23 protein-coding genes are annotated in these 21,668 nt (G+C 71.3%); 10 read left to right on the top strand and 13 right to left on the bottom strand.

What is annotated here, in order from left to right; genetic code table 11:
• Window positions 1-118 precede the first annotated feature (118 nt).
• The gene (locus tag ACZ7OY_RS23720; RefSeq protein WP_351612803.1) at window positions 119-742 is read right to left on the bottom strand and encodes a helix-turn-helix transcriptional regulator; all 624 of its coding nucleotides are present in this window, start codon (window positions 740-742) and stop codon (window positions 119-121) included.
• A 160-nt stretch (window positions 743-902) separates the two neighbouring features.
• On the opposite strand from ACZ7OY_RS23720, the gene ACZ7OY_RS23715 reads away from it, so the two are divergent.
• Window positions 903-2,282: a COG1470 family protein gene (locus tag ACZ7OY_RS23715; RefSeq protein ID WP_471913197.1), complete on the top strand. Its 1,380-nt coding sequence runs from the start codon at window positions 903-905 to the stop codon at window positions 2,280-2,282.
• Window positions 2,283-2,400: 118 nt separating this feature from the next.
• Here ACZ7OY_RS23715 and ACZ7OY_RS23710 read toward each other — a convergent pair whose 3' ends face one another.
• The 5 genes from ACZ7OY_RS23710 to ACZ7OY_RS23690 form a co-directional block, all read right to left on the bottom strand.
• Window positions 2,401-3,180, bottom strand: coding sequence for an eCIS core domain-containing protein (locus ACZ7OY_RS23710; protein WP_471913196.1), 780 nt, complete (start codon window positions 3,178-3,180; stop codon window positions 2,401-2,403).
• Between the two features lie 134 nt (window positions 3,181-3,314).
• Window positions 3,315-3,545 (bottom strand): hypothetical protein, encoded by a 231-nt coding sequence (locus ACZ7OY_RS23705; protein ID WP_471913195.1) that lies wholly within the window; start codon window positions 3,543-3,545, stop codon window positions 3,315-3,317.
• Window positions 3,546-3,768: 223 nt separating this feature from the next.
• On the bottom strand, window positions 3,769-5,601 hold the full coding sequence (locus tag ACZ7OY_RS23700; RefSeq protein WP_471913194.1) for a sensor histidine kinase: 1,833 nt from the start codon (window positions 5,599-5,601) through the stop codon (window positions 3,769-3,771).
• Complete coding sequence (locus tag ACZ7OY_RS23695) at window positions 5,598-6,299, bottom strand: response regulator transcription factor (protein WP_471913193.1); 702 nt, start codon at window positions 6,297-6,299, stop codon at window positions 5,598-5,600. The genes ACZ7OY_RS23700 and ACZ7OY_RS23695 overlap by 4 nt, the downstream gene beginning before the upstream one ends.
• A gap of 8 nt (window positions 6,300-6,307) precedes the next feature.
• On the bottom strand, window positions 6,308-7,042 hold the full coding sequence (locus ACZ7OY_RS23690) for a L,D-transpeptidase family protein (protein WP_471913192.1): 735 nt from the start codon (window positions 7,040-7,042) through the stop codon (window positions 6,308-6,310).
• Window positions 7,043-7,221: 179 nt separating this feature from the next.
• Between ACZ7OY_RS23690 and ACZ7OY_RS23685 the strand changes: the two genes are divergently transcribed.
• The gene (locus ACZ7OY_RS23685; protein ID WP_471913191.1) at window positions 7,222-7,989 is read left to right on the top strand and encodes a hypothetical protein; all 768 of its coding nucleotides are present in this window, start codon (window positions 7,222-7,224) and stop codon (window positions 7,987-7,989) included.
• 37 nt (window positions 7,990-8,026) lie between these two features.
• Here the strand turns inward: ACZ7OY_RS23685 and ACZ7OY_RS23680 are convergent, their stop codons facing one another.
• Complete coding sequence (locus ACZ7OY_RS23680; RefSeq protein ID WP_471913190.1) at window positions 8,027-8,767, bottom strand: DUF6193 family natural product biosynthesis protein; 741 nt, start codon at window positions 8,765-8,767, stop codon at window positions 8,027-8,029.
• A 115-nt stretch (window positions 8,768-8,882) separates the two neighbouring features.
• Between ACZ7OY_RS23680 and ACZ7OY_RS23675 the strand changes: the two genes are divergently transcribed.
• From ACZ7OY_RS23675 to ACZ7OY_RS23665, 3 genes are all read left to right on the top strand, one after another.
• Complete coding sequence (locus ACZ7OY_RS23675; protein WP_471913189.1) at window positions 8,883-9,461, top strand: YrhB domain-containing protein; 579 nt, start codon at window positions 8,883-8,885, stop codon at window positions 9,459-9,461.
• Between the two features lie 82 nt (window positions 9,462-9,543).
• Window positions 9,544-10,242, top strand: a complete 699-nt coding sequence (locus ACZ7OY_RS23670; RefSeq protein ID WP_471913188.1) for a TetR/AcrR family transcriptional regulator — start codon at window positions 9,544-9,546, stop codon at window positions 10,240-10,242.
• A gap of 55 nt (window positions 10,243-10,297) precedes the next feature.
• Window positions 10,298-11,821 carry an FAD-dependent monooxygenase gene (locus tag ACZ7OY_RS23665; protein ID WP_471913187.1) on the top strand — a complete coding sequence of 508 codons (1,524 nt, stop codon included), beginning with the start codon at window positions 10,298-10,300 and terminating at the stop codon, window positions 11,819-11,821.
• A gap of 42 nt (window positions 11,822-11,863) precedes the next feature.
• Here ACZ7OY_RS23665 and ACZ7OY_RS23660 read toward each other — a convergent pair whose 3' ends face one another.
• The gene (locus ACZ7OY_RS23660; protein WP_471913186.1) at window positions 11,864-12,004 is read right to left on the bottom strand and encodes a hypothetical protein; all 141 of its coding nucleotides are present in this window, start codon (window positions 12,002-12,004) and stop codon (window positions 11,864-11,866) included.
• Between the two features lie 38 nt (window positions 12,005-12,042).
• On the opposite strand from ACZ7OY_RS23660, the gene ACZ7OY_RS23655 reads away from it, so the two are divergent.
• A complete protein-coding gene (locus ACZ7OY_RS23655) occupies window positions 12,043-13,257 on the top strand; it encodes an SGNH/GDSL hydrolase family protein (protein WP_471913185.1) in 1,215 nt (404 codons plus the stop codon).
• A gap of 14 nt (window positions 13,258-13,271) precedes the next feature.
• Here the strand turns inward: ACZ7OY_RS23655 and ACZ7OY_RS23650 are convergent, their stop codons facing one another.
• On the bottom strand, window positions 13,272-14,108 hold the full coding sequence (locus ACZ7OY_RS23650; RefSeq protein WP_471913465.1) for a LysR family transcriptional regulator: 837 nt from the start codon (window positions 14,106-14,108) through the stop codon (window positions 13,272-13,274).
• Between the two features lie 195 nt (window positions 14,109-14,303).
• Here ACZ7OY_RS23650 and ACZ7OY_RS23645 point away from each other — a divergent pair, with 195 nt between their 5' ends.
• From ACZ7OY_RS23645 to ACZ7OY_RS23635, 3 genes are all read left to right on the top strand, one after another.
• On the top strand, window positions 14,304-15,755 hold the full coding sequence (locus tag ACZ7OY_RS23645; protein WP_471913464.1) for an amidase: 1,452 nt from the start codon (window positions 14,304-14,306) through the stop codon (window positions 15,753-15,755).
• A 133-nt stretch (window positions 15,756-15,888) separates the two neighbouring features.
• Window positions 15,889-16,791 carry a methyltransferase domain-containing protein gene (locus ACZ7OY_RS23640; RefSeq protein WP_471913184.1) on the top strand — a complete coding sequence of 301 codons (903 nt, stop codon included), beginning with the start codon at window positions 15,889-15,891 and terminating at the stop codon, window positions 16,789-16,791.
• 179 nt (window positions 16,792-16,970) lie between these two features.
• On the top strand, window positions 16,971-17,402 hold the full coding sequence (locus tag ACZ7OY_RS23635; RefSeq protein WP_471913183.1) for a PaaI family thioesterase: 432 nt from the start codon (window positions 16,971-16,973) through the stop codon (window positions 17,400-17,402).
• 80 nt (window positions 17,403-17,482) lie between these two features.
• Here the strand turns inward: ACZ7OY_RS23635 and ACZ7OY_RS23630 are convergent, their stop codons facing one another.
• Window positions 17,483-18,262, bottom strand: a complete 780-nt coding sequence (locus tag ACZ7OY_RS23630) for an SDR family NAD(P)-dependent oxidoreductase (RefSeq protein ID WP_471913182.1) — start codon at window positions 18,260-18,262, stop codon at window positions 17,483-17,485.
• 151 nt (window positions 18,263-18,413) lie between these two features.
• Here ACZ7OY_RS23630 and ACZ7OY_RS23625 point away from each other — a divergent pair, with 151 nt between their 5' ends.
• The gene (locus ACZ7OY_RS23625; RefSeq protein WP_471913181.1) at window positions 18,414-19,244 is read left to right on the top strand and encodes a helix-turn-helix transcriptional regulator; all 831 of its coding nucleotides are present in this window, start codon (window positions 18,414-18,416) and stop codon (window positions 19,242-19,244) included.
• Window positions 19,245-19,413: 169 nt separating this feature from the next.
• Here the strand turns inward: ACZ7OY_RS23625 and ACZ7OY_RS23620 are convergent, their stop codons facing one another.
• From ACZ7OY_RS23620 to ACZ7OY_RS23610, 3 genes are all read right to left on the bottom strand, one after another.
• A complete protein-coding gene (locus ACZ7OY_RS23620; protein ID WP_471913180.1) occupies window positions 19,414-19,893 on the bottom strand; it encodes a hypothetical protein in 480 nt (159 codons plus the stop codon).
• A 5-nt stretch (window positions 19,894-19,898) separates the two neighbouring features.
• Window positions 19,899-20,642, bottom strand: a complete 744-nt coding sequence (locus ACZ7OY_RS23615; RefSeq protein ID WP_471913179.1) for a hypothetical protein — start codon at window positions 20,640-20,642, stop codon at window positions 19,899-19,901.
• A 247-nt stretch (window positions 20,643-20,889) separates the two neighbouring features.
• Window positions 20,890-21,453 carry a DinB family protein gene (locus ACZ7OY_RS23610; RefSeq protein WP_471913178.1) on the bottom strand — a complete coding sequence of 188 codons (564 nt, stop codon included), beginning with the start codon at window positions 21,451-21,453 and terminating at the stop codon, window positions 20,890-20,892.
• Window positions 21,454-21,668: the final 215 nt, after the last annotated feature.

Genomic DNA, 21,668 nt, shown 5'->3' with positions numbered 1-21,668 from the left:
CCCCCGTCGAGCCGACCCCATCGGACCGACCCCACCACCAGGCCAGCCCCATCGGAACGGCCCCTTCAGATCGGCCCCTTCGGAACGGCCCCTTCGGAACGGCCCTTCGGAACGGCCTTCAGATCAGCCCCTGCCGGAGCGCGTAGGCGACGACATGGGAGCGGTTGCGCAGGTGCAGCCGGGTGACCAGCTCGTGCAGGATGTTCTTGATGGTCCGTTCGGAGTACGCGAGTTTCGCGGCGATGTCCCCGGTGTCGTAGCCCTCGGCGACCAGGCGGACGACCTCGATCTCCCGGTCGGTGAGCCCGCTGAAGTTCAGGCCGCGCGGCGCCAGGACCTGGCTCTGCAGCTGACCGACCTGTTCCAGCAGGCGGCCCAGCAGGTCGGCGGGAACGCTTCCCTCCCCCCTGGCCACCGCGTTGATCACCTGTACCAGCCGCTCCGGCGTCGCCTCGGACCGGCGCAGGATGCCCGCCACTCCGCACTCGGCGGCACCGACCACCTGCTGGTCGTCGATGCGGGTGGCGATCAGCGCCAGCCGGGCCGCCGTCGTCCGCCTGATGTGCCGAAGGATCCGCAGCGACTCCTCGTCTATGGTCTCCACGACGACCACCACCACGGCGGCGGCCGTTTCCTCCCCCTCCTCCTGCAACCGGATCTCCGGCCGGGGCCGCAACTGTGAGGCGACCCCCGCTCTGGAGATCGGGTCATCCGCGCGCAGGCACACCACTATCCGGTCCACAACGGTCTCCCCCCAGGTCGAGCGCATCGCGGCGCGTCGAGCAGTATGCGGGAGGCGACTCCACACGAAGTCAACAAGGCATCAATGGGCACATCAGCTTCCCGAAAGTCTTCCTGAGCGGCCCGTGTGAACCGCCGTCACCGGCCTTACCGTGCCGCTCATGACAACTGCGGCAAGCCTGGACACGACCGCTGTGACGGCCGAGCCCGGCGGGCGGATCGACGTTCCCCTTCAGGTACGCAACTCCGGCAGCACGGTGGAGGAGTACCGCTTCGAGGTCGTGGGCCCGGCGGCGGCCTGGGCGACCGTCGAACCGGCGAGCCTTTCGCTGTTCCCGGGCAGTACGGGCACCGCGGTCCTCGCGCTGAGCCCGCCCCGGAGCTCGGAGGCACTGGCCGGGGACGTCCCGTTCGGGGTGCGGGTGGTGCCCACCAGCGCCCCCGACACGACGGTCGTGCCCGAGGGCGTGCTCACGGTCCTGCCGTTCGCCTCGATCACCGGGGAACTGGTGCCCCGCGGGTTCGACGGCGCCTGGCGCGGCAACACGGACGTGGCCGTCGACAACCACGGCAACACCCCGGTGACGGTGCAGCTGACGGCCCAGAGCGACAGCTCCCGGGTGCGGCTGCGCTTCTCCCGGGAGACCGTCGAGCTGGCGCCGGGCGCGGCCGAACTGTCGCGGCTCACCGTGCGTCCGGCACGGCGGCTGTGGCGCGGCACCCCCGTGGTGCATCCCTTCCAGGTGGTGGCGACGCCCATGGGCGACGTGCCGCACGAGTCGGTCGTCCTGGACGGCACCTACCAGCAGAACGCGATACTGCCGCGCTGGCTGCCGCGCGCCCTGGTGGCGGCGGTGGCCGCGCTGGCGGCCCTGGCCGTCGTGTGGTTCGCGCTGCTGCGCCCGGTGGTGCAGTCGGCGGCGCGGGAGGAATCCAAGAAGCAGGTGGCCGCCGCGCTGTCGCCCAGCCCCGGGGCGTCCGGCGCCGCGAGCGGCGGTGGCTCGTCCGGTGCGTCGGCGGGCGCCGGCGGAAAGGGACAGGACGCGGCGGGTGGCGGCTCACCGAGCTCCGGTGCCGCGGCGGGCTCGACGGCCGGGAGCACCGGCGGCGGTACGGGCGGGGCCGGCGGCGGGGGCACGGGCGGTGGCGGGGGTGCCGGGGATCCGCGCAGCGCTCAGGCCGAGGTCAAGGACGCTACGGGCGGCGACCCCACGGCAGGCACGGTGTTCACCGTCCCGGCCGGCCAGGCGTTCGACCTGACGGACCTGGTGGCGCAGAACCCGCAGGGCGACTCCGGCACCGTCGTCATCGCCGCCCAGGACCGGACCCTGCTGCGGCTCGCGCTGCAGAACTTCCGTGACCAGGACTACCACTTCGTCACCCCGATCGTGGTGCCCGCCGGAGGGCGGATCACCATGACGGTGACCTGCACGGAGGTGGGAAAGCCGGTGGGCAGTCCGACTCCGGCCCAGTGCGCCGAGTCGGTGCTGGTCGGCGGGACTCTGAGGCCGGCGCCCAGCCCCTCCCCCACCACGGCCTGAGCCGGCCGGAGGACGGCGGGCCCCATCGGCCGGGACGAAGTCCGGGCAGGCGGGGCCGAGCCGCCCGGGACGGCGAACGGTATGGCCCCGGGCTCGCACGAGCCCGGGGCCATACCGTTCACGCATCACCCGACTCGTCCTCCTGTTGCTCCTCCTCGGCCCGTTGCACGAACAGCCCCTGCACATCGGCGGGTTCCTCGTCCTGCTGCTCGGCCTCCCGCTGGACCGCCGCGGACGGCGCGGGAACGGCCGCCGGCGCCTCCGTGGCCTGCGCGGCCGGAGCCGGGGCGGGGGCGGACATGACGCGTTCGGCGTTCGCGCTGGCCTCCCGCTCGTACCGGTCCGAGGGGTCGCTGACCCGGATCCCACCGGGTGCGGTGGTCCCGTCGACCGGGCCGCTGCGCTGCTGGATCACATGGGTCAGTTCATGGGCGAGCGTGGTACGCCCGGCGTGGGACGACGGGTCGTAGGCCTCCCGCTGGAAGACGACGTTGCTGCCGACGGTGTAGGCATGTGCTCCGACCGACTTCGCGGACTCGTGCGCCGCGTCGCCCGTGTGCACCCGTACGTCGGAGAAGTCCGCCCCGAGCCTTGCCTCCATGTCGGAGCGGACATCGGCGCCGAGAGCCTGCCCGGAGCCGGATCCGACGACGTCGTGCACGGGTGAGCGCTGCGCCGAGGGGTTCTCCTCGTCCTGCTCCCGCTGCAGCATGGCGCCCACCGCGCTGTTGCCGACGGCACGCTGCAAGGTGCCCATGCCGGACGGGCCCAGGACATCGGGGCGGCCCGCGGCCGCCGCCTTGAACAGCTGCGAGTCGTCGGTCCGGGACTGCCCGTGGTCGGCTTGCCGGTGGTCGTGGTCATGGTCGTGATCGTGGTCGTGTATGTGATCGGGCATTCTCACTCCCTGGGACGGCTGGCGGCAGACCTCTCTCACCCTGACACTGCCTCAGTGCGTGCGCCGGGTACAGGCATGCGCCTGTCCACGGGAGTGCAGCCACCACTGCCCGATGAGGCAGACACCGGATCCCTCTATTCCGTTGAGTCCTCCCAGCGGAAGGAGCCAAGGGGTGACCCGTCCCTCCGCCGACCCGGTGTCTCCGGTTCGGGCTCACCGTCACCCTGCCGTCGGCGGGTCAGATGCCCGATGGTGACGATCACACCGAGCAGCAGCCCGAACAGGCAGACCAGGCCGACTGCGAGTCCGGCGAGGCCCAGCAGGCCGTACCCCGTCAGGGCCGCCATGATGTCCATCAGATTCATGCATCCACAGGCCAGCATGACGGCATGATCCCTGCTGACGGCCCGATCGTGACGGTGCGTGGCCCATCCGTGCCCCGGACATGGCCGTTCCGCAATACGGCACCCTGGCCGGCCGACCTGCCGACTTGCCGACCTGCCGACCTGCCGACCTGCCGACCTGCCGACCTGCCGAATCCTCCGGCAAAGCCACCCGTCCGGTCGTACCGGCGGCCCGGCAGGCGGCTCACTCGTCGCAGGACGGCGGCGGGGCACCCGGCAGCCGGAGCGTGAACACGGCGCCGTGTCCCGGCTCGCTCGCCGCCTCTGCCGTACCGCCGTGGGCGACGGCCAGGTGGCGCACGATGGACAGGCCCAGGCCGCTGCCGCCGGTGCGTCGGCTGCGGGACTTCTCCGCACGCCAGAACCGCTCGAAGACATGCGGCAGGTCCTCGGGCGCGATGCCCGTGCCGGTGTCCGCGACGGTGAGCACGACGCCGTCGTCGGCACGGCGGGCGGCCAGCGCGACCGTACCGCCGGGGGGTGTGTGACGCAGCGCGTTGGAGACCAGGTTGCCGAGCATCTGCCGCATCCGCACCGGGTCGGCGTCCAGCCAGAGGACGGCGCCGGCATCGGTGCGCAGGGTGACGCCGGCCGTGTCGGCGGCCACCCGGTGGACCGCGGCGACCTGGTCGAGCAGTTCGTCGGCGCGTACCGGCTCGCGGTGCAGGCGCAGGGTGCCGGCGTCCGCGGCCGCCAGGTCCTGGAGGTCGTCGATGACACGCTGGAGCACGAGCGCCTCGTCGTGCAGCGAGTCGAGCAGCGCGGCGTCAGGGTCGACGACACCGTCCCGGGTGACCTCCAGCCAGCCGCGGATGTTGGTCAGCGGGCTGCGCAGCTCATGGGCGATGTCGCTGACCATCGCCCTGCGCTGGGCCTCCAGGCGCGCCCGGCGCTCGGTCAGGTCGTTGAACGCCTCCGCCAGGATGCCGGTCTCGTCCCGGGTGGTGACCGCAACCCGCACATGCAGGTCCGGCGGCTGCTGGGCGGCCTCGGTCAGTGCGCGCAGGGGACGCACCAGCCGGCCGGCGACCACGGCGGTGACGGCGACGGTGACCACCAGGACGAGACCCGCAGCGCCGGCGACCTTGGCCTTGTTGGCCGGGGACACGTCGAAGCGGGGGGTGGTTCGGTCTCCGATGCCGAGGAACAGCTGGGCGGAGGGTGCGACATAGGGGTCGAGTTGCGCGCGGCGGGCGCTGTGGGCGCAGTTCTGTACCGTTTTCTCGGTCTCGGAACCGTCACGCCCCTTGCCCTTGATCACGGGCCGGAAGTCCAGCGGGTCCTTCCCGGTGACGTCGAAGGTGACGTACAGCGGTGCGACGAGAGTCAGGCCCTGGCGGTCCAGGCAGGCCCGCGTCCGGGCGGTCAGCGCGGCCAGCGCCTTGTCCTCGGTGGCGGTGGGGGTGTTCAGCCGTCCGTCGGCACACTCCGGTGGGACGTAGGAGAGGGGGTCCTGCCCGTCCGTGCCGACGAGGGCCGCACGTCCGCTCGGCGTGCGCGTCACGGTGACGGTGATGCCGTACGCGCCGTAGCAGTGCTGCCGCTTCCTGGCCAGGGCGTCGACCTGGAGCCGCTCGGCGGCGGTCAGCCGGTACGGGCCGACCGCACGGGGGTCGATGCCGCTCAGCTGCGCCCCCTGTTCGCTGTAGGTGTCGGTGTGCAGGGGGTCGACGGTGGCGGCGGGCCGGGGCGGCAGCGGGGTGCCGGGCCGGGCGGAGTCGGCGATGACGGTGCGGTCGGCGGTGGTCAGGGCGATGCGCCGGCCGGACCTGGCCGCCAGGGCGCGGACGGTGCGTCCGGCCTGCGACCAGTCGGGGTGGGTGGCGGCGTAGCCGCTGAGCTGGGTGAGGATGCCGCTGTCGGTGGCCAGGTCCTGTCCCTGCTCCTCCTTCAGGGCGCTGGTGGTGGTCGCGACCGCGAGCCAGGCCGTCGCGGCCACCGAGCACAGCGCGATGAGGGCGGAGGAGATCAGCAGTCGTACGAGCAGCCGTTTGCGCAGCGGTATCCGGCGTCTCATCCGCGGCCGCCGCTGAGCTTGTAGCCGATGCCGAACACGGTCAACAGCCGCACCGGGCGGCGTGGGTCGGCCTCGATCTTCCGGCGCAGGTTCATGATGTGGACGTCGACGGCGCGTTCGGTGGAGGCCCGGTCGAAGCCGCGGGTGCACTGCAGCAGTTGCCGCCGGGAGAAGACCCGGTCCGGCTCCCCGGCCATGGCGAGCAGGATCTGGAACTCCGCCGGCGTGCACTCCACCGGCACGCCGTCGCAGCGCACTTCGTACCGTACGGGGTCGACGGTGACGGCGCCGGCCCGCACGGCGGGCTCCTCCCGGCCCGGGCCGGCGCCGCGTGCGCTGCGCCGCAGGACGGTGCGGACGCGGGCCATCAGCTCGCGCGGGCTGTACGGCTTCGTCATGTAGTCGTCGGCGCCCAGTTCGAGGCCGAGCAGCAGGTCGTCCTCGTCGGAGCGGGCGGTGAGCATCAGTACGGGGATGTCCTGGTGGCCGGCGCGCAGCAGTCGGCACACCTCGAAGCCGTCCACGGCCGGGAGCATCAGGTCGAGGATCACGAGGTCGGGCCGGAGCCGGCGGGCCGTGTCCAGCGCGGCCGCGCCGTCGTGCACCACGGTGGCGGTGTGACCCTGCGCCAGCAGGGACCGGCGGATGAGCTCGGCCTGCATCTCGTCGTCCTCGGCGACCAGGACATGTGCGCTCATGGGGCGGCTCAGCGGGCGAGCCAGTCGGCGTACCCGAGGAGGACGACGGGGTGCCGGTCCGGGTCCAGTGCGCGCAGTAGTGCCTTCATGTGTGCCTTCCCGATGCTGACGCAGCCGTGGGTGGGGCCGCCGTGGTCGACGTGGATCCAGATGCCGCCGCCGCGGCCCGGGCCGAGCGGGCGGGTCCAGTCGAGGGGTGACGTGCCCGGTCGGCGGTTGTAGTCGATGGCGACGACGTAGTCGAACGAGCCGGCCAGCGGCTCCCCCTCGAATCCGGTGCCGGGTGAGACGAACCCGGAGGACCGGTCGTACGGCAGTCGGCTGCCGGGATCGGCGAGCAGTCCGCCGGCGTCGCTCAGAGTGTAGACGCCGAGGGGTGAACGCAGGTCACCGGCCGTGTGGTGGCCGCTCCAGCCGTGCAGCGCGTTGTGCGCGGGCCAGATCTGGCCGGACTGCCAGCCTGCCTCGGTGCGTTCGTACAGGACGGCGGTGGACACCGGGGAGTCCCGGCCTCGTCCGGTCACCACGACGGCCTGCCGCGCCTGGCCGGGTATCGCCGCCGTGGTCACCGGGCCCAGGCCCGGGATCGGCCGCCAGGCGGCACGGGCCGGTGTGCGTGGCGCGGGCGTGCGTGCCGGTACGGCGGGGGCGTCCCCGCGCCCGGCCGCCGCGGTAGTACTGCCGCACGCGCTGACCAGGAGGGAGGTGCTGAGGAGCCCGACGGCGGCTCTGCGATTGATCATGCCGCCGACTCTCACCGACACATGTGAGAAACCTGTCAGGTCCGGGAAACATCCTGGCCGCGGCCGACCGCGCCCGGACCGCAACGCGCCCCGCGTGACCCATCCACGAGCAGCAAGGTCTCGGCATGCCGCCCTCCACCGCCCCGAAGCACGCCACGTCCTGGGGCATGCTTTCGTCGGTGCCGCGACCGCGTACCCACCGCCGACGGCTCACCACCGCTGTCGCAGGCGGTCTCGCCGTGATCGCCGGCGGTACGTGGCTTGTGCCGGGCACCGGACCCCGGCCCGGCGACCACGCCCCCATGGTCATATGCACCGTTGACGGCTCCACCCTGCGCGCCGACGTGGACGCGGACGGACACCTGGACGAGATCAACGGGAACACCGGCTCAGTGGACTTCCGGAGCGACGGTCACCGGACCGTGGTCGAAGTCGACGACGCCCGTGGGTTCTGGCAGAAGCTGCGAGGCTCATGGACGAAGGGCATGAAGACACGCGGAGCCATCGGCGACTTCGACGGCGACGGCTACCTCGACTTGGCCGTGTTCTACAGCCAGCCGAACGACGGCGACTCACCGCAGCACAACATGGTGGCGCACGAGGTGCATTACGGGCCTCTCGCCCGCGACCTGAGCAGCGACCGCACCGGCACCATCCGTATCGGCTCGTCGTCGTTCGTCTACGAAGCACGGGCCACCGACCACGACCACGACGGCCGCGCCGAGCTTGAGGTCTTCCAGTCGGCAGGGGACGGCGGCGTCTCGCGCCACATCGGCCGGCAGGACGGGGGCGGCGTGTCGGTGAGCAGTGAGGAGACCGGCTTCTACGGGGAGTCGGACTTTCCCTCCCGCACCCCCGACGCCCTCGGCTACGGCGCATGTGAAGATCGCCAGGCCGCAGCAGAGGGCACTGGGCGGACACAACTGCCTGCTCAAGTCCGCACCTGACACATATGCAGATATGTACCCGTCCGAGGCATAGCTTTCATCCGACGGCTGGAGGAGGGACAGCATCGCTCGGAAGGCTGTCCAGGATCACCGCGACGGCCTGCGCAGCACCGTCGACCTCCTGGAGTCGGCCGTCGGCGAATCGCACCCGGTAGCGGCCCTGTCCGATCGACATCACCCCCGGCAGGTCACGACAGATCGGCGGCGCGGCCCGGCGGCTGAAGGTGAGCCAGTACATGCTCCGCCCCGGTGACAGAGCCCGAAGGCGCGGCTGTTCGAAGGCGGCTTCCACCAGTTCGTGCACAGCGCTGTCCTGCTGGCGTACGGCGGCTGCGCGCAGTTGGCGCCAGCGCACGGACACGGCCTCGCCCCGTTCGTGGGCCTCGGCCAGCTCCCAGGTACGCAGACAGGGCCACTGTTCCACGAGCTCGCGTACCCGCGGTGCCCGCAGCCAGGAGTCCATCGCGCCGGCCACCTGGGACAGGTCTTCGGCGGAGCCCGTGGCCATGTGAACTCCATCGGCCCAGCAGTCCACGCTGAAACAGCGCTCCTGCTCGGCCATCAGGACATTCACCGAGCGGCCCCCGGCTGCCGCCCGGGCCGCCACGCGGCGCCAACCCGGTGACGTGGTCAACTCGACCACGAACCCGTAGCCCGCGCGATCTACCGCTGCCTGCAAAGCTCTTTGTAGTGAACCTGCCTGCGCCACCTCGGGATAGAGCGTCGCAAACCCGCTCACCGGACCGTTCGGCGCCGCGCCGGGAAGCTGCTCGGACATGCGATCGAGTCTGCCAGACCTACGCGCCGCCACGGCCCGTTCCCGCCTCCTCGAGCCGCTCTCGACGGTACGAATTCGCTGGTCGTGAAAAGGGCCGGTACGGGATGCTGCATCCATGGTGGAGAGAGACGCCGCAGTTCAGGCTGTCGAAGAGCAGTTGGAGCGCGACTATCAGGAATGGCGCACCACCAGTGTGGCTGCGATGCGCATGGCTGTGCTCAACGTCCGGGAGCACGAGCTGGTGTGGATCGTCTCCTGGCAGTCCGAGGAGTTCGTCCGCACCGGGAACTCCCCGCTGGTCGGAAACGGGCCGTACCTGGTCGACCGTGTCGACGGCGGACTGCACCGGATCGCCGTCGTCTCCGCGAAAACCGGGGCGTGGGAGGCCGACTACCGGGCCCGGATTCGCGGGCTGCCGGCGCGAACCGCAGTGGACGATCTGCACGATGACCTGTGCAGAGTTGCCGCGGCGCGTGGACGCATGCACGCCGCGCGGACACTGCGCCAGAGGTTGCCCGTGTTCTCGCCTGCGGAAGCCATCACATACGTGAGCGCGTTGCCGGACGGGACCGCACCCGCGCCCCTCGTCGCCGTCGCCACCAAGGAACTTGTGGAACCCCTCGACCCGGTCTACGCGGTGAAGACCGTTCTGCACGGGGCGGCGATCCGAGCCGGTCAAAGTCCCGACGGATGACCGGAGAACCGGTCTTGCCCGCGGCCACTTTGGTACGACGCACCAACTTGGATCGCCGTACCAAACGTGGCACCATCGAGGTATGACGACGCGAGCGGGCCGGCCACAGCGGCGCAACCAGGTGCTCTCCCGGGAGCAGATCATCGACACTGCGCTCGGGCTGCTCGATGCGGGCGGCGAGGGCGCGCTGACCATCCGGGCGCTGACCGAACGGCTGTCCACCGGTTCCGGGGCGATCTACTACCACGTCGGCACCCGTGACGACCTGCTCGACACGGCGACGGAAGCCGTGATCGGCGCGGCGCTGGCGACCCGGCCCGCCGGGGCCGCGGCCACGCCCGGGGACGAGATCCGTGCCGTAGCCCTGGCGCTGTTCGACGCGATCGCCGCTCACCCGTGGCTCGCCACGCGGCTGACCCTGCAGATCGTCCGGAATCCGGTCGGCCCGGTGACGGTGGTGATCTTCGAGCGGATCGGCGGGCAGATGGGCGCGTTGGGCGTGCCGCGGGCCTCCTGGTTCGACGCGGCCTCGACCCTCGTGCACTACATCCTCGGAGCCGTCAGCCAGAACGCCCGCATCGAAGGAGACACCTCGGGGATCGACCCCGCCGGAGATCGCGACGCGTTCGTCGACGCGGCGTCGGCGGCGTGGCAGGGGCTCGACCCGGAGGCCTACCCGTTCATGCACGCCGTCGTCGGCCAGATGCAAGAGCACGACGACCGCGAGCAGTTCCTCACCGGCATCGCCGTCATCCTCGACGGCCTCGCCCGGCTGCGCTGACCTGGCCGATCCGGCCGGGTGACCTTGTCGTTCGCTTCCCGAAGGGACACCTCTCATGCATGACGTCGTGATCGCGGGCGGCGGCCCGGTCGGTCTGTTCCTGGCCGGCGAGCTGGCCTTGTCCGGCTGCTCGGTCGTGGTCCTTGAGCGGGATCCGGAACCCGCCTCGCCGCTGAAGGCGTTACCGCTCGGGCTGCGGGGGCTGAACGCCGGGTCGGCCGAGACGTTCCACCGCCGCGGCCTGCTGGAGGCGATGGCGCAGGCTTCGGGGGTCGAACCGCAGAAGCTGGGCGCGGATCCGGAAGCGGTCGAGGCGCCCGGCCCCCGTGAGGTGAGTCATTTCGCGGGCATGACGCTCGCCGCGGCCGACATCGACACCGGCGCCCTGCCGCCCCGGCTGCCCGGCCCGGCGATGGAGGGGTTCATGACGAGCCTGGAAGCGGCCGGATCGGTCCTGTGCGAGCGGGCCACCGCGCTCGGAGCCGAGATCATCCGCAATGCTCCCGTCACGGCCGTGGCGCAGGATGCCGGATCCGTCCTCGTCACGGCAGGCGGCCAGGAGTACCGCGGGCGCTGGCTGGTGGGCTGCGACGGCGGGCGCAGCGCCGTACGTCAGCTCGCCGGATTCGAATTCGTGGGCACCGAGCCGCTGTTCACCGGGTACGCCGCCAAGGTCGCCTTCGCCGACCCCGGACAGCTGCCCCTCGGGTTCCATCTGACGCCGCACGGCATGTATCTGCGTACGCCCTTCGAAGGGCACCTGGGCGTGATGGACTTCGACGGCGCCGCCTTCGACCGATCCCGGCCGCTGACCCGCGAACACCTCCAGACGGTCCTGCGCCGCATCAGCGGCACCGACGTGACGCTGAGCGAGGTCCATCTCGCCTCCAGTTTCACCGACCGCGCGATGCAGACGACGACGTACCGCCAGGGCCGGGTGCTGCTCGCCGGCGACGCGGCGCACATCCACTCGCCCCTGGGCGGCCAGGGCCTGAACCTCGGCATCGGCGACGCCGTCAACCTGGGCTGGAAACTCGCCGCCACCGTGCGCGGCTGGGCGCCCGAGGGTCTGCTAGACACCTACACCAGCGAGCGGCACCCCGTCGGCGCCGCCGTACTCGACTGGTCCCGCGCCCAGGTCGCCACCATGAAGCCGGGCCCCAACGCCCCCGCGCTGCGCCGCCTCGTCCACGATCTGATGCGCACCACCGACGGAACGACCCATGTGTACCGGCAGACGTCGGGGCTGTTCCACCGCTACGACCCGGGCGGCGAGCAGACCCTCGTCGGCTGCAGCGCCCCGGACTTCCGCTTCGAGGACGGCACCCGGCTCGGCGAACTGCTGCGCCAAGCGCGGGCAGTGGTGCTCGACTTCAGCACCGACCGGGCGCTGCAGGCCGCGGCCAAGGGGTGGGCGGGGCGGATCCACTACGCGGCCGGTCCGGCGCGCAATGACCTCGGGCTGGCTGCCGCACTGATCCGGCCCGACGGCATCGTCGCCTGGACCGGCGAGCCCGCACCGGACCGCGAGGGGTTCGAGCAGGCCGCTGCCCGGTGGCTCGGCGCGCCGCGGAGCTAGAACGACCGGCCGCCTTCCGGCCCGTTCCCGGCGCGTCGCCGTTCACCCGCCGCCCATCGGCCTCCCCTGCGCCGGAGCATCGGTCTGCATGCGCAAGGCCGCGACCGAGGCGAGCGCCCGCGCACCCGCATCAGGCAAGGCCACGACACCGAACTCGTCGAGCACCGACACCGACACCGACATGCAGCGCCGCCATACCCGACAGCCGAAGGGCAACGACCGTGGACAGCGTCATCAGCACCCCCTCCAGCCTTGAACGTCCAACTCCGCACTCAGGTGCGTGGGTTCGCACCTGGGGCGCCTCCCCGCAGGCGCCGGACGACTCCGTCAGCCGCATCGAGCCCTTCGAGAACGCGACGCTGCGGCAGATCGTCCGCATCACAGGCGGCGGGCACCGCATCCGCCTCCGCATCAGCAACGAGTACGGAACCGCACCGCTGACCGTCGGCGCCGCCCGTGTCGCCCTCACGGACACCGACGACGCGATCCAGCCCAGAAGCGATCACGCGGTGACCTTCGGCGGCCGGTCGACCGTCACCGTGCCGGCGGGCGCACCGGTCCTCAGCGACCCCGTCGATCTGCGGGCCACCGGGCTGGCCCGGCTGACCATCAGCCTCTACCTGCCCGGCCGCGTCGACACGGCGACCTGCCACGGGACCTTCCACGCGCTCGGCTGGCTCATCCCGGGCGACGCCACCGCCCTCGTACGGCTGCCCGCACAGGCCGCCCCCTTACCGGCCCAAGCCCTGATCACAGCCGTGGAGGTACAGCCCGAGACACCGACCCGGGCCATCGCCGTCATCGGCGATTCCCGCGTGGACGGCATGGGATCCACCCCCGGCACCGACCGACGCTGGACGGACCGGCTCGCCGAACGCCTGGCGGCCCGCCCCGGACCGGCACGGTGTGTGGTCAGCCAGGGCATCAACGGCAACCGCATGCTCACCGACGGCATCGGCACCGCCGCCCTCGCCCGCTTCGACCGCGACATCCTCGCCACGCCCGGCCTCGGCCACGTGGTGATCGCCGTGGGCAACGACCTCGTCTTCTCCTTCGCCCCGGCCACCGAGGAGAACACCGCGTTCCTCTCCATGTTCCCCGGCCCACCCGCCGGCGTGGACGACATCATCGCCGCCCACCTCCAACTGACCGCACGCGCCCGCGCGCACGGCGTGAAGGCCCACGCCGCGACCATCGCCCCCTACGGCGGCTCGGAGATGTACTCGGCCGACGGTGACAAGGCCCGCGAGCAAGTCAACGCGTGGATCCGCACCAGCGACGCCTTCGACGGCGTACTCGACTTCGACGCCGTCTGGCGCGACCCCGCCGACCCCACCCACATCCGCAGCGACCTGCACAGCGGTGACCACCTCCACGGCAACGACGCAGGCTACGCCACCCTCGCGCAATCCATCGACCTCTCCCTCTTCGACTGACCTCCCGGTCCCCCTCAGTGGCGGTACGCGGTTGTCGCGATCTCGACGAAGGACCGGATCAACGGGTTGGCGTCCCCCTCGTTCCACACGGCCACCACCCGGCTCGGCTCCATGTCGGTCAGCGGCACCGCGGTCAGCTCCGCGGGCAGGTCGTGGCCGAGCGGGGCCAGGCCGACCGTGCCGTTCCACAGCACGGCCTGCAGGCATTCCTGGACGGCACGCACCACCGGTCCCTCGCGCGGTCTGCCGCCGTGCCAGTACGACTGCCAGGCGGGGTCGGTGTCCGGCGGGAACCGGAACCAGCGGCGGTCGTTGAGCTCGGCCAGCCGCAGCCCGTCGAGGCGGGCCAGCGGATCGTCGGCGCGCAGGACCACGCCGACCGGATCGGTACGCAGTTCACGCACCGTCAGGGCGGTCTCGTCGAACGGCGCCCGGGTCAGGGCGACATCGACCAGTCCGGCGCGCAGCCCGCAGGTCGGGTCGGTCAGATCGGTGTCGCGGACGCGGATGTCGATGCCGGGGCGCGTCCGCCGGTAGGCGGCGGCCAGCCTGGCCACGCCCGGGTCAGTGCCGTCGCCCAGGATGCCGACCGTGAGGGTCGCGACGTCGGCCGCCGCACTCACGCGTGCCCGGACACGGTCGGCGTGGTCGAGCAGGGCCCGCGCCTCGTCGAGCAGCACCGAGCCCACCGGTGTGAGCGTGACTCCTGTGGGCGAGCGGGTGAACAGCAGGGCCCCGGCATCGGCCTCCAACTGCTTGATCGCCCGGCTCAGCGGCGGCTGGCTGATGTGCAGTCGGGTGGCGGCCCGGCCGAAGTGGAGTTCCTCGGCGACCGCCACGAAGTAGCGCAAGGTCCGCAGCTCCACGCTGCAACGATACCCAGGTGGTATCGGCGCCGCAGGATGGGTCTTGGCCAGCCTCAGGGCGTCGACGGTGAACTCGCGACCATGACCGACGAGCAGCTCCATGGGCCCGCCGGCAAGGCGTCCGCCCTTGCGCGAAGCGGCATTTCGTGGCCTTTTTCAGAGGCCGCTAGCGTCGGATTCATGGAATGGAGCTTTCAGACGGCCGAAGAGCTGGCGGCCGCGTTACGTGCCGGTGAAGTGACCTCGGCGGAACTGACCGATGAGGCGATTGCCCGTATCGAGCGCGACGACAAGGCGATCAACGCGATCTGTGTCCCGGACTTCGACCGTGCGCGGGCCGCCGCACGCAGTGCCGACCGGGCTCGCGCACGCGGCGAGATCCGGCCGCTGCTCGGTATTCCGGTGACGGTCAAAGAGTCCTACGACATGGCGGGGCTGCCCACGACCTGGGGCATGCCGCAACATCGGGACTACATGCCGGCCGAGGACGCGGTACAGGTGTCGCGGCTCAAGGCCGCGGGCGCGGTGGTGCTGGGCAAGACCAATGTGCCCTTGGGGCTGCAAGACATCCAGACCTTCAACGAGATGTACGGCACCACCAACAATCCGTGGGATCACGCGCGCACGTCCGGCGGATCCTCCGGCGGATCAGCGGCGGCCCTGGCGTCCGGATTCGGCGCGCTGTCCATCGGCTCCGACCTCGCTGGTTCGCTGCGCACCCCCGCGCATTTCTGCGGCATCTATGCGCACAAGCCGACGCTGGGACTGGCGGCAACCCGCGGCATGGTCGTGCCGCCGACACCGCCGTTGCCGGTCGACCTCGACCTCGCCGTCGTAGGTCCGATGGCGCGCACTGCCCGCGACCTCGAGCTCCTGCTCGACGTCATGGCCGGACCGGACCCGCTGACGCTCGGCAAGGCGCACGACTTGACCCTGCCGCCCGCCCGCCACGAGCGGCTCGGCGACTTCCGGGTCCTGGTCGTCGACGAGCATCCGCTCATTCCGACCGGGTCCGCTGTGCGGGCGGGCGTGAACCGGGTGGCCGATGCCCTTGCCGACGGTGGCGCCCACGTCGCACGGCACACTCCGCTGCTGCCCGATCTCACCGAAGCCGCGACGCTCTACACGCAGTTGCTGTTTTCGAGCTCCGTCGCGCGTTTTCCCGTCGAAGGGTACGAGCAGCTGCGGGCCCGCGCCGCCGCACTGAGCGCGGACGACCAGAGCCTCGGCGCGACGCGGCTGCGTGCCATGGTGTTCAGCCACCGCGACTGGATGGAGGCGAACAGCGCTCGCGAACTCCACCGCCACGGTTGGCGGCAGCTCTTCGCCGAGTTCGATGCCGTGGTGTGTCCGATCACACCCACTCCCGCGTTCCCGCACGACCACAACCCTCATGTGATGGAACGCCGGATCGACATCAACGGCGTCGGGTACCCGTACTTCGACCAGCTCGTCTGGGCGGGTCTGGCCACCATGCCCGGCTTGCCCGCCACCGCGATACCGGCGGGCAGGTCCCCCGAGGGTCTGCCGGTGGGAGTGCAGCTCATCGGCCCGATGTTCGAGGACCGCACCCCGCTGCGGCTGGCCGAACTGCTCGAGCGGGAGATCGGCGGTTTCCGGGCACCGAGGTAGGGCGTACTACCGGGTGTCCGTCGAGGCCGAGAGGCGGATGTCGCGCGAGGGCCGGGGCCCGGCCCTGACCGTGTGAGGCATCCCGCTCCCGTCGTCGTAGCGCTGGTGGCCCGGGAAGGTCGACCATGGAGCCATGACGCCCTCGCCCCTCCCGCCGCACGTCGGTGGCCGACCGGATCCGACAACCGGGACCGGCGCGTTCGGTGAAGAGTCCGCTGCCGCCCGCGGGTACCTGCTGGACAACGCTCGCGCCGAGGCGGGCGAGCGATTCGTCTGGCTGGCCGAGCTGTTCGACGGTGTGACACTCGGGCACTTCGATCGACTGGGGGTCGGGGCCGGCTCGCGCTGCTGGGAAGTGGGGGCCGGTGGCCCCGGTGTCCCGGAGGCGCTCGCGGCGGCCGTCGGCCCGAGCGGGCACGTGCTGGCCACGGACATCGACCCGTCGTGGCTGAAGACCGGCGACGGGTACGAGGTGCGTCGGCACGACGTCGTCGCTGATCCGCCCCCGGAGCCGGGGACATTCGATCTGGTGCACGCCCGGCTCGTGCTGGTCCATCTGCCCGACCGGGCTCGCGCGTTGGCCACGATGGCGGCAGCTCTGCGGCCCGGCGGGTGGCTGCTGGTCGAGGACGCCGATACCGCTCTGCAGCCCCTGGCATGCGTGGACGCAAGCGGCCCTGCGCAGCAGCGGGCCAACCGGCTGCGCGACGCGGTCCGGGAGCTGCTGACGCGCCGCGGCGCGGACCTGCGCTTCGGCCGGACACTGCCGCGGGCATTGCGTGAGGCAGGCTTGGTGGATGTCGCCGCGGCGGGTTTCTTCCCGGTCGGCGGGCCGGCCTGCGACCGGCTGGAGGCGGCGACTATCCGGCACGTGCGCGGCGAGCTGCTCTCGGCGGGCCTGGCGGACGACGCCGAGATCGACGCGCACCTGGCCGCCATCCACGCGGGCCGACTGGACCTGACACTCGCACCGCTGATCTCGGCCTGGGGACGCCGCCCGCCCGAGGGCCCGCCGGCGCCCGGTGAGGTGTCGTGAGTTGCCGGATCACCGCGCGCCGCCCTGTGCGGCGACATACTGCGAGAGCCTGCCGCCCATGCCTCGGGAGGACGCCTACCGCGCCCTCAGCCGTCTCGACCACCGGGCCGAGGGCTGGGCCGACGCCCTCGCGGAACAGACCACGAGCCACCGGACGACCACCGAGAACGAGGTGTGATGTGACGTACACGCCGGACTTGGCCCTCGCACGAAAGGTCCTGGCGGCCCAGCCCTTCAGCAATCTGCTCGGCGCCCGCCTGGTGGCCTTCGGCGAAGGCGAGGCCACGCTGGAGGTGGACATCCGTGACGACCTGCGCCAGCAGAACGGCTTCCTGCACGGCGGCGTGCTCGCCTACGCGGCGGACAACACGCTGACCTTCGCCGCAGGCACGGTGATCGGCACGCGGCTGCTGACCGCCGGGTTCACCATCGACTACCTGCGCCCCGCCGACGGCGTACTCCTGCGCGCCCACGCGCGGGTCGTACGGGCGGGCCGTTCCCGTGTCGTGTGCCGCTGCGACCTGTCGGTCGTGGACGGCGCGGGGACGGAGGCCCTGTGCGCGGTGGCACAGGGGACCATCGCGGTCCCCGAACCCGCACAGGGAACCTGACGCCGAGGGTGAGCCGCGTGGCCGGGCCGCTCCCCGGCGCGTGACCGCCCAGCTGTCCGGGGCTGCGCGACGAGGCTGGTTCAGTCGGCTCGGTAGCGGGAGGCGAGTTCGGGACTCTGTCCGCCGAAGGCGGCGAGGTCGGCCTGAAAGACGGCGTCGAGGAGGCCCGCGTCTTCGACACCGGGGGCGCAGACGACCTCGCCGAGCTCGAGGCCGCGCAGGCCGGCGGTGACGACGTCCTCGGCGGACATGCGAGGCACGGTGCTCAGGTCCATTCCCTGACGCGTGTGGAATTCGGTGGCGACGACGCCGGGGCACAGCACCTGGACCTGGACGCCGGTGCCCGCCAGCTCGGCACTGAGGGTCTGGGACATGGCGACGAGGTAGGCCAGGGAGCCGGCGTAGGCGGCGCGGCGGGGCATGACGGACGGGTCGGCGGGGCCGCTGAACGCGATCATCCCGGCCACGTTGATGATCTTTCCATGGCCCCGTTCCTGCATGCCGGCGACGGCGGCGCGGGTGAGCAGGGTGGGGGCGACGACCTTGACGTGGACCAGTTCGCGGGCCTTGTCGGCGGGCAGCTCGGCGAGCGGCATGTAGTGGGCGACGCCGGCGTTGTTGACGAGCATGGTCAGCGGCTCGTCGGCGCAGATCCCGGCTACGGTGTCGGCGCCGAGGTCGGTGGACAGGTCGGCGGCGACGGTGCGAACGCTGACGCCGGGATGGCTGGCGGCGAACTCCTCGAGGCGGTCCTTGTTGCGGCCGACGACGATCAGGTCGTAGCCGTCCGTGGCCAGGCGTTCGGCGAATGCCTGGCCGATGCCGGAGGTGGCGCCGGTGACGAGGGCGAGCTTGTTCATGAGTGCTGTTCCTTTCGGGGGTCGGGGTGTGCGGCGCGGTTCTGTCATGTCTCCACGGTCGGCGAGAAGCGGACGATTAGGCAGGAGACCCGTTTTCCTGGGAACGGCAGTACCAGGACAGGCAAACGTCTCTCTTGCCACAATCGAGGGCATGGCGACCACAGAACTCGGGGCGGCCCTGCGTCACTGGCGCGATCGTGTCTCGCCCCAGGACGTCGGTCTGTCCATGGGCGGACGCAGGCGCGCCGCCGGACTGCGCCGTGAGGAGCTGTCTCAGCTGGCCGGCGTGTCCGCGGACTACATCGTCCGGCTGGAACAGGGACGCGCCACCAAGCCCTCACCTCAGATCGTCGAGGCCCTGGCCCGCGCCCTGCGACTCACCGAGGGCGAACGAGCCCACCTCTTCCGTCTGGCCGGTCTCGTCCCACCGGGCCCCGGCACGGTGCCTCGGCACATCACGCCCGGGGTCCACCGCATGCTCGACCGGCTGACCGGCACGCCCGTCGCCGTCTTCGACGCCGCCTGGAACCAATTGCTCGCCAACCCCCTCTACACGGCACTCATGGGGGAATGGCACGGCAATGACCTCAACGGGGTCTGGCGCAACTTCCTCAACCCTGACAGCCGCGTACGCCACACCGCCGATTCCAGAAGCGCACTGCAGGCGGCGCTCGTGGCCGATCTGCGCCGCACCTCCGGCCGCTATCCCGACGATGCGAACCTGCAGTCCTTCATCGCCGAACTGCGCCGCCGCAGCGACCACTTCAACGACCTGTGGGAATCAGGCGCCGTCGGCGAGCACGAAGCCGGCCGCAAGACCATCGACCATCCCCAGGTCGGCGCACTGACGCTGGACTGCGACGTGCTCAGTGCAGTCGGCAGCGACCTGCGCATCATGGTCTACACAGCCCAGCCCGGGACCGAGGACGCCGACCGCCTGGCGCTCCTTGCCGTGATAGGGACGCAGCTGTTCACCGGCTGACCGTCCAAGGCCGGAGAGGTAGCCGCCGGCCGCAGGCGGCGTCCCCCTGGTCCGACGCGTCCGCAACAGCGTCGCCCACCTCGGCTGGTCGGCGGGCCGCCGACCGGCAACTGATCAGCCGACTCGACACGAGCCGCTGACCTCGGACGCGGAGACGGCGGGACGGTGATCACTCCACCGCGCCCGCGGCGACGAGCTGGAACGCCTGCATGCCGTCCATGGGGGTGCCATCGGGATGCAGCCCGAAGGCGGCCGCAAGCACGATGGGGAGATCGGCCTCGGGGACGGCGACGCCCAGCTCGGCGAAAACGTCGGGAAAGTCGGCGTCATCGATGGCGCCCAGATACTCCTGGCGCAAGCGGTGGATGACCTGCACCAGCTCGGGCCTCAGCCGCATCCAGGCGCGGGACGTCCGGATCTCATCCGCGACTTGGTCCATGAACCAGCGCATGATCTCGTACGGGATGTCCAGGTGCCGTCCTCGGGGATCGAAGCACACCGTCGGCTCGCGTGCCGGGTCCTCGTCGGGGATGACCGCGGTCACCACGGCCCGTTGCTCCCGGACGAGGTCCAGTTCCAGGTACCAGGCGTCGTCGGGCACGGAGTACATCGCGGTGATCGCGTAATCGCGGCTGGGGTGCGTGACCATCGTTCTCAGGCCTTCGGGACGAGCAGCGGCGTGGTGTGGACCTCGGCGTCCGGAGCCAGCTGCAAGCCGGCCATGGCGAGGAAATCGGCGAGTTCGATCCGGCCACCGTTGGTTCCGTCATCCCAGCTGGTCCAGAGGCTCGACTCCTCGCCGTCCCAGGTGTCGATGTCCCCGCTCGGATGCTGCTCGACGGTTCCCTGGCCGTGCCGGTACCGCAGGTACAGGTACTGGCCCGTGGTCGTCCAGGCGTCCCACTGCGACGGGCAGCTCCCGCAGGTCTGTACTGCTCGCGCGATGATCACGTCCTCGTGCAGGTGGGCCTCGACAGCACCCAGATGCCGGTTGTGGGCGATGAGGAGGTCGTCATCGAGTCCGAGGAAACGGATGCTCCCGCCGGGGAACTGGAGCGTGAGGCCGGCCGTGAAGCCGACGTGGCCGTCGTCGTAGTGGATCTGCCGGACCGAGCGGATCGGCTGTCCGACAAACCGGGTCACCGGAACATCCGGCGAGTCGTCGGCCACGAAGACGCTTCCGTGCGCCTCCGTCGAGTACGGTCCGTGCGGCTGGTCGGCCCGCACATCCACACCCGTCGAGGGCGTGTGGAACAGCACCGGGCCCAGCCCCTCCAGGTGAAGCCACAGGTGCACCAGCGACGGCTCGTCGTCAGCGTGGTGATGCCAAGCCGTGGTCGCCTTCAGCAGTCGCCTCCCGATCAGGTCGGCGGGAATGAGCTCCTCATCGTCGATCACCCGCCGATGCTCGCACGGCCGCACCAACAGGACACCCGAATTTCCCGCCCCACCGGCCTGGTTCATTGCGGGATCCGAGGGGGACTGCCGTCCTTGATCTCTGGCCATGGCAGCAACCCGACGCCGAGTGGTGGCACCCGGGTCACTGCCTGCTCCAGCCGCACCGCGCGCGCCGAGAATCCAGCAGCCACGGAGCGTCACGGAGTCCATGTACCCTTCCGCGGCCGGATCGCCGGTCACCGAAAAGTCATGTTCGGTGGGGTACGGCTCCGTCCTGCCAGCGGTAAAGGTCGCGCAGCAGGGAAATCTCAGCGCCGTGATGGATCAGTTCCCTGTTGACGTGCAGGACGATGCCCTCCATGGGACGCCGCTCGGGCCCCGCCGTGGGCGGATTCTCCAGGTCGGCGTCCGAGAGCGCGCGGACCCCCGCGTTCCATCTCCCGTACGTCTCATCGAGCTGCATCAGCGCCTCGCCGGCGGTCCCCGCGTAGGCGAATGTATGGGAGTCGGCCTCCCGGCCGCCGAAGTGCCATCCGACTCGATAGCCCAGGCACGAGACGATGATGTGTGCAAGCCGCCAGGCAATCGTGGTCACCGGCGCCGGCACCGGATCAGCGGACGCGGAGTCCATCGTCCACTCCCCCGAACCCGCCGACATCGGTGCGGCCGACGTGCCACGTGGGCGGATGTTCCAGCAGCCGCGCACCGGCTCCCAGAAGTACTCCTCATCGGTAAGACCGTCCAGCCGCGGCCGCAGGTTCTTGCGCCAGTACCAGTCCAACTGCTCCGCGAGCCGCACGCTTCTTGTCATTTCCGCACACTACATACAACCGAGACCTGGCCGGCCGGGCTGGGTTCGATGTCCCGGATGCAACTGTCTCGACCGATGACATGACGGATGATCGAGATCGCCGACGCCCGCCCCTGATCAGCATGACCACCCCGAGCGAGCGCCACGCCTCCAGGCCCTGCAACAGGCCCGGGATCCCGCCCCGATCCTGACGGCAGGTCACCGGTCCCTTGTCG

Source organism: Streptomyces sp. NPDC107559 (assembly GCF_055657365.1).
This window is presented reverse-complemented; position numbering and strand designations above follow the sequence as displayed.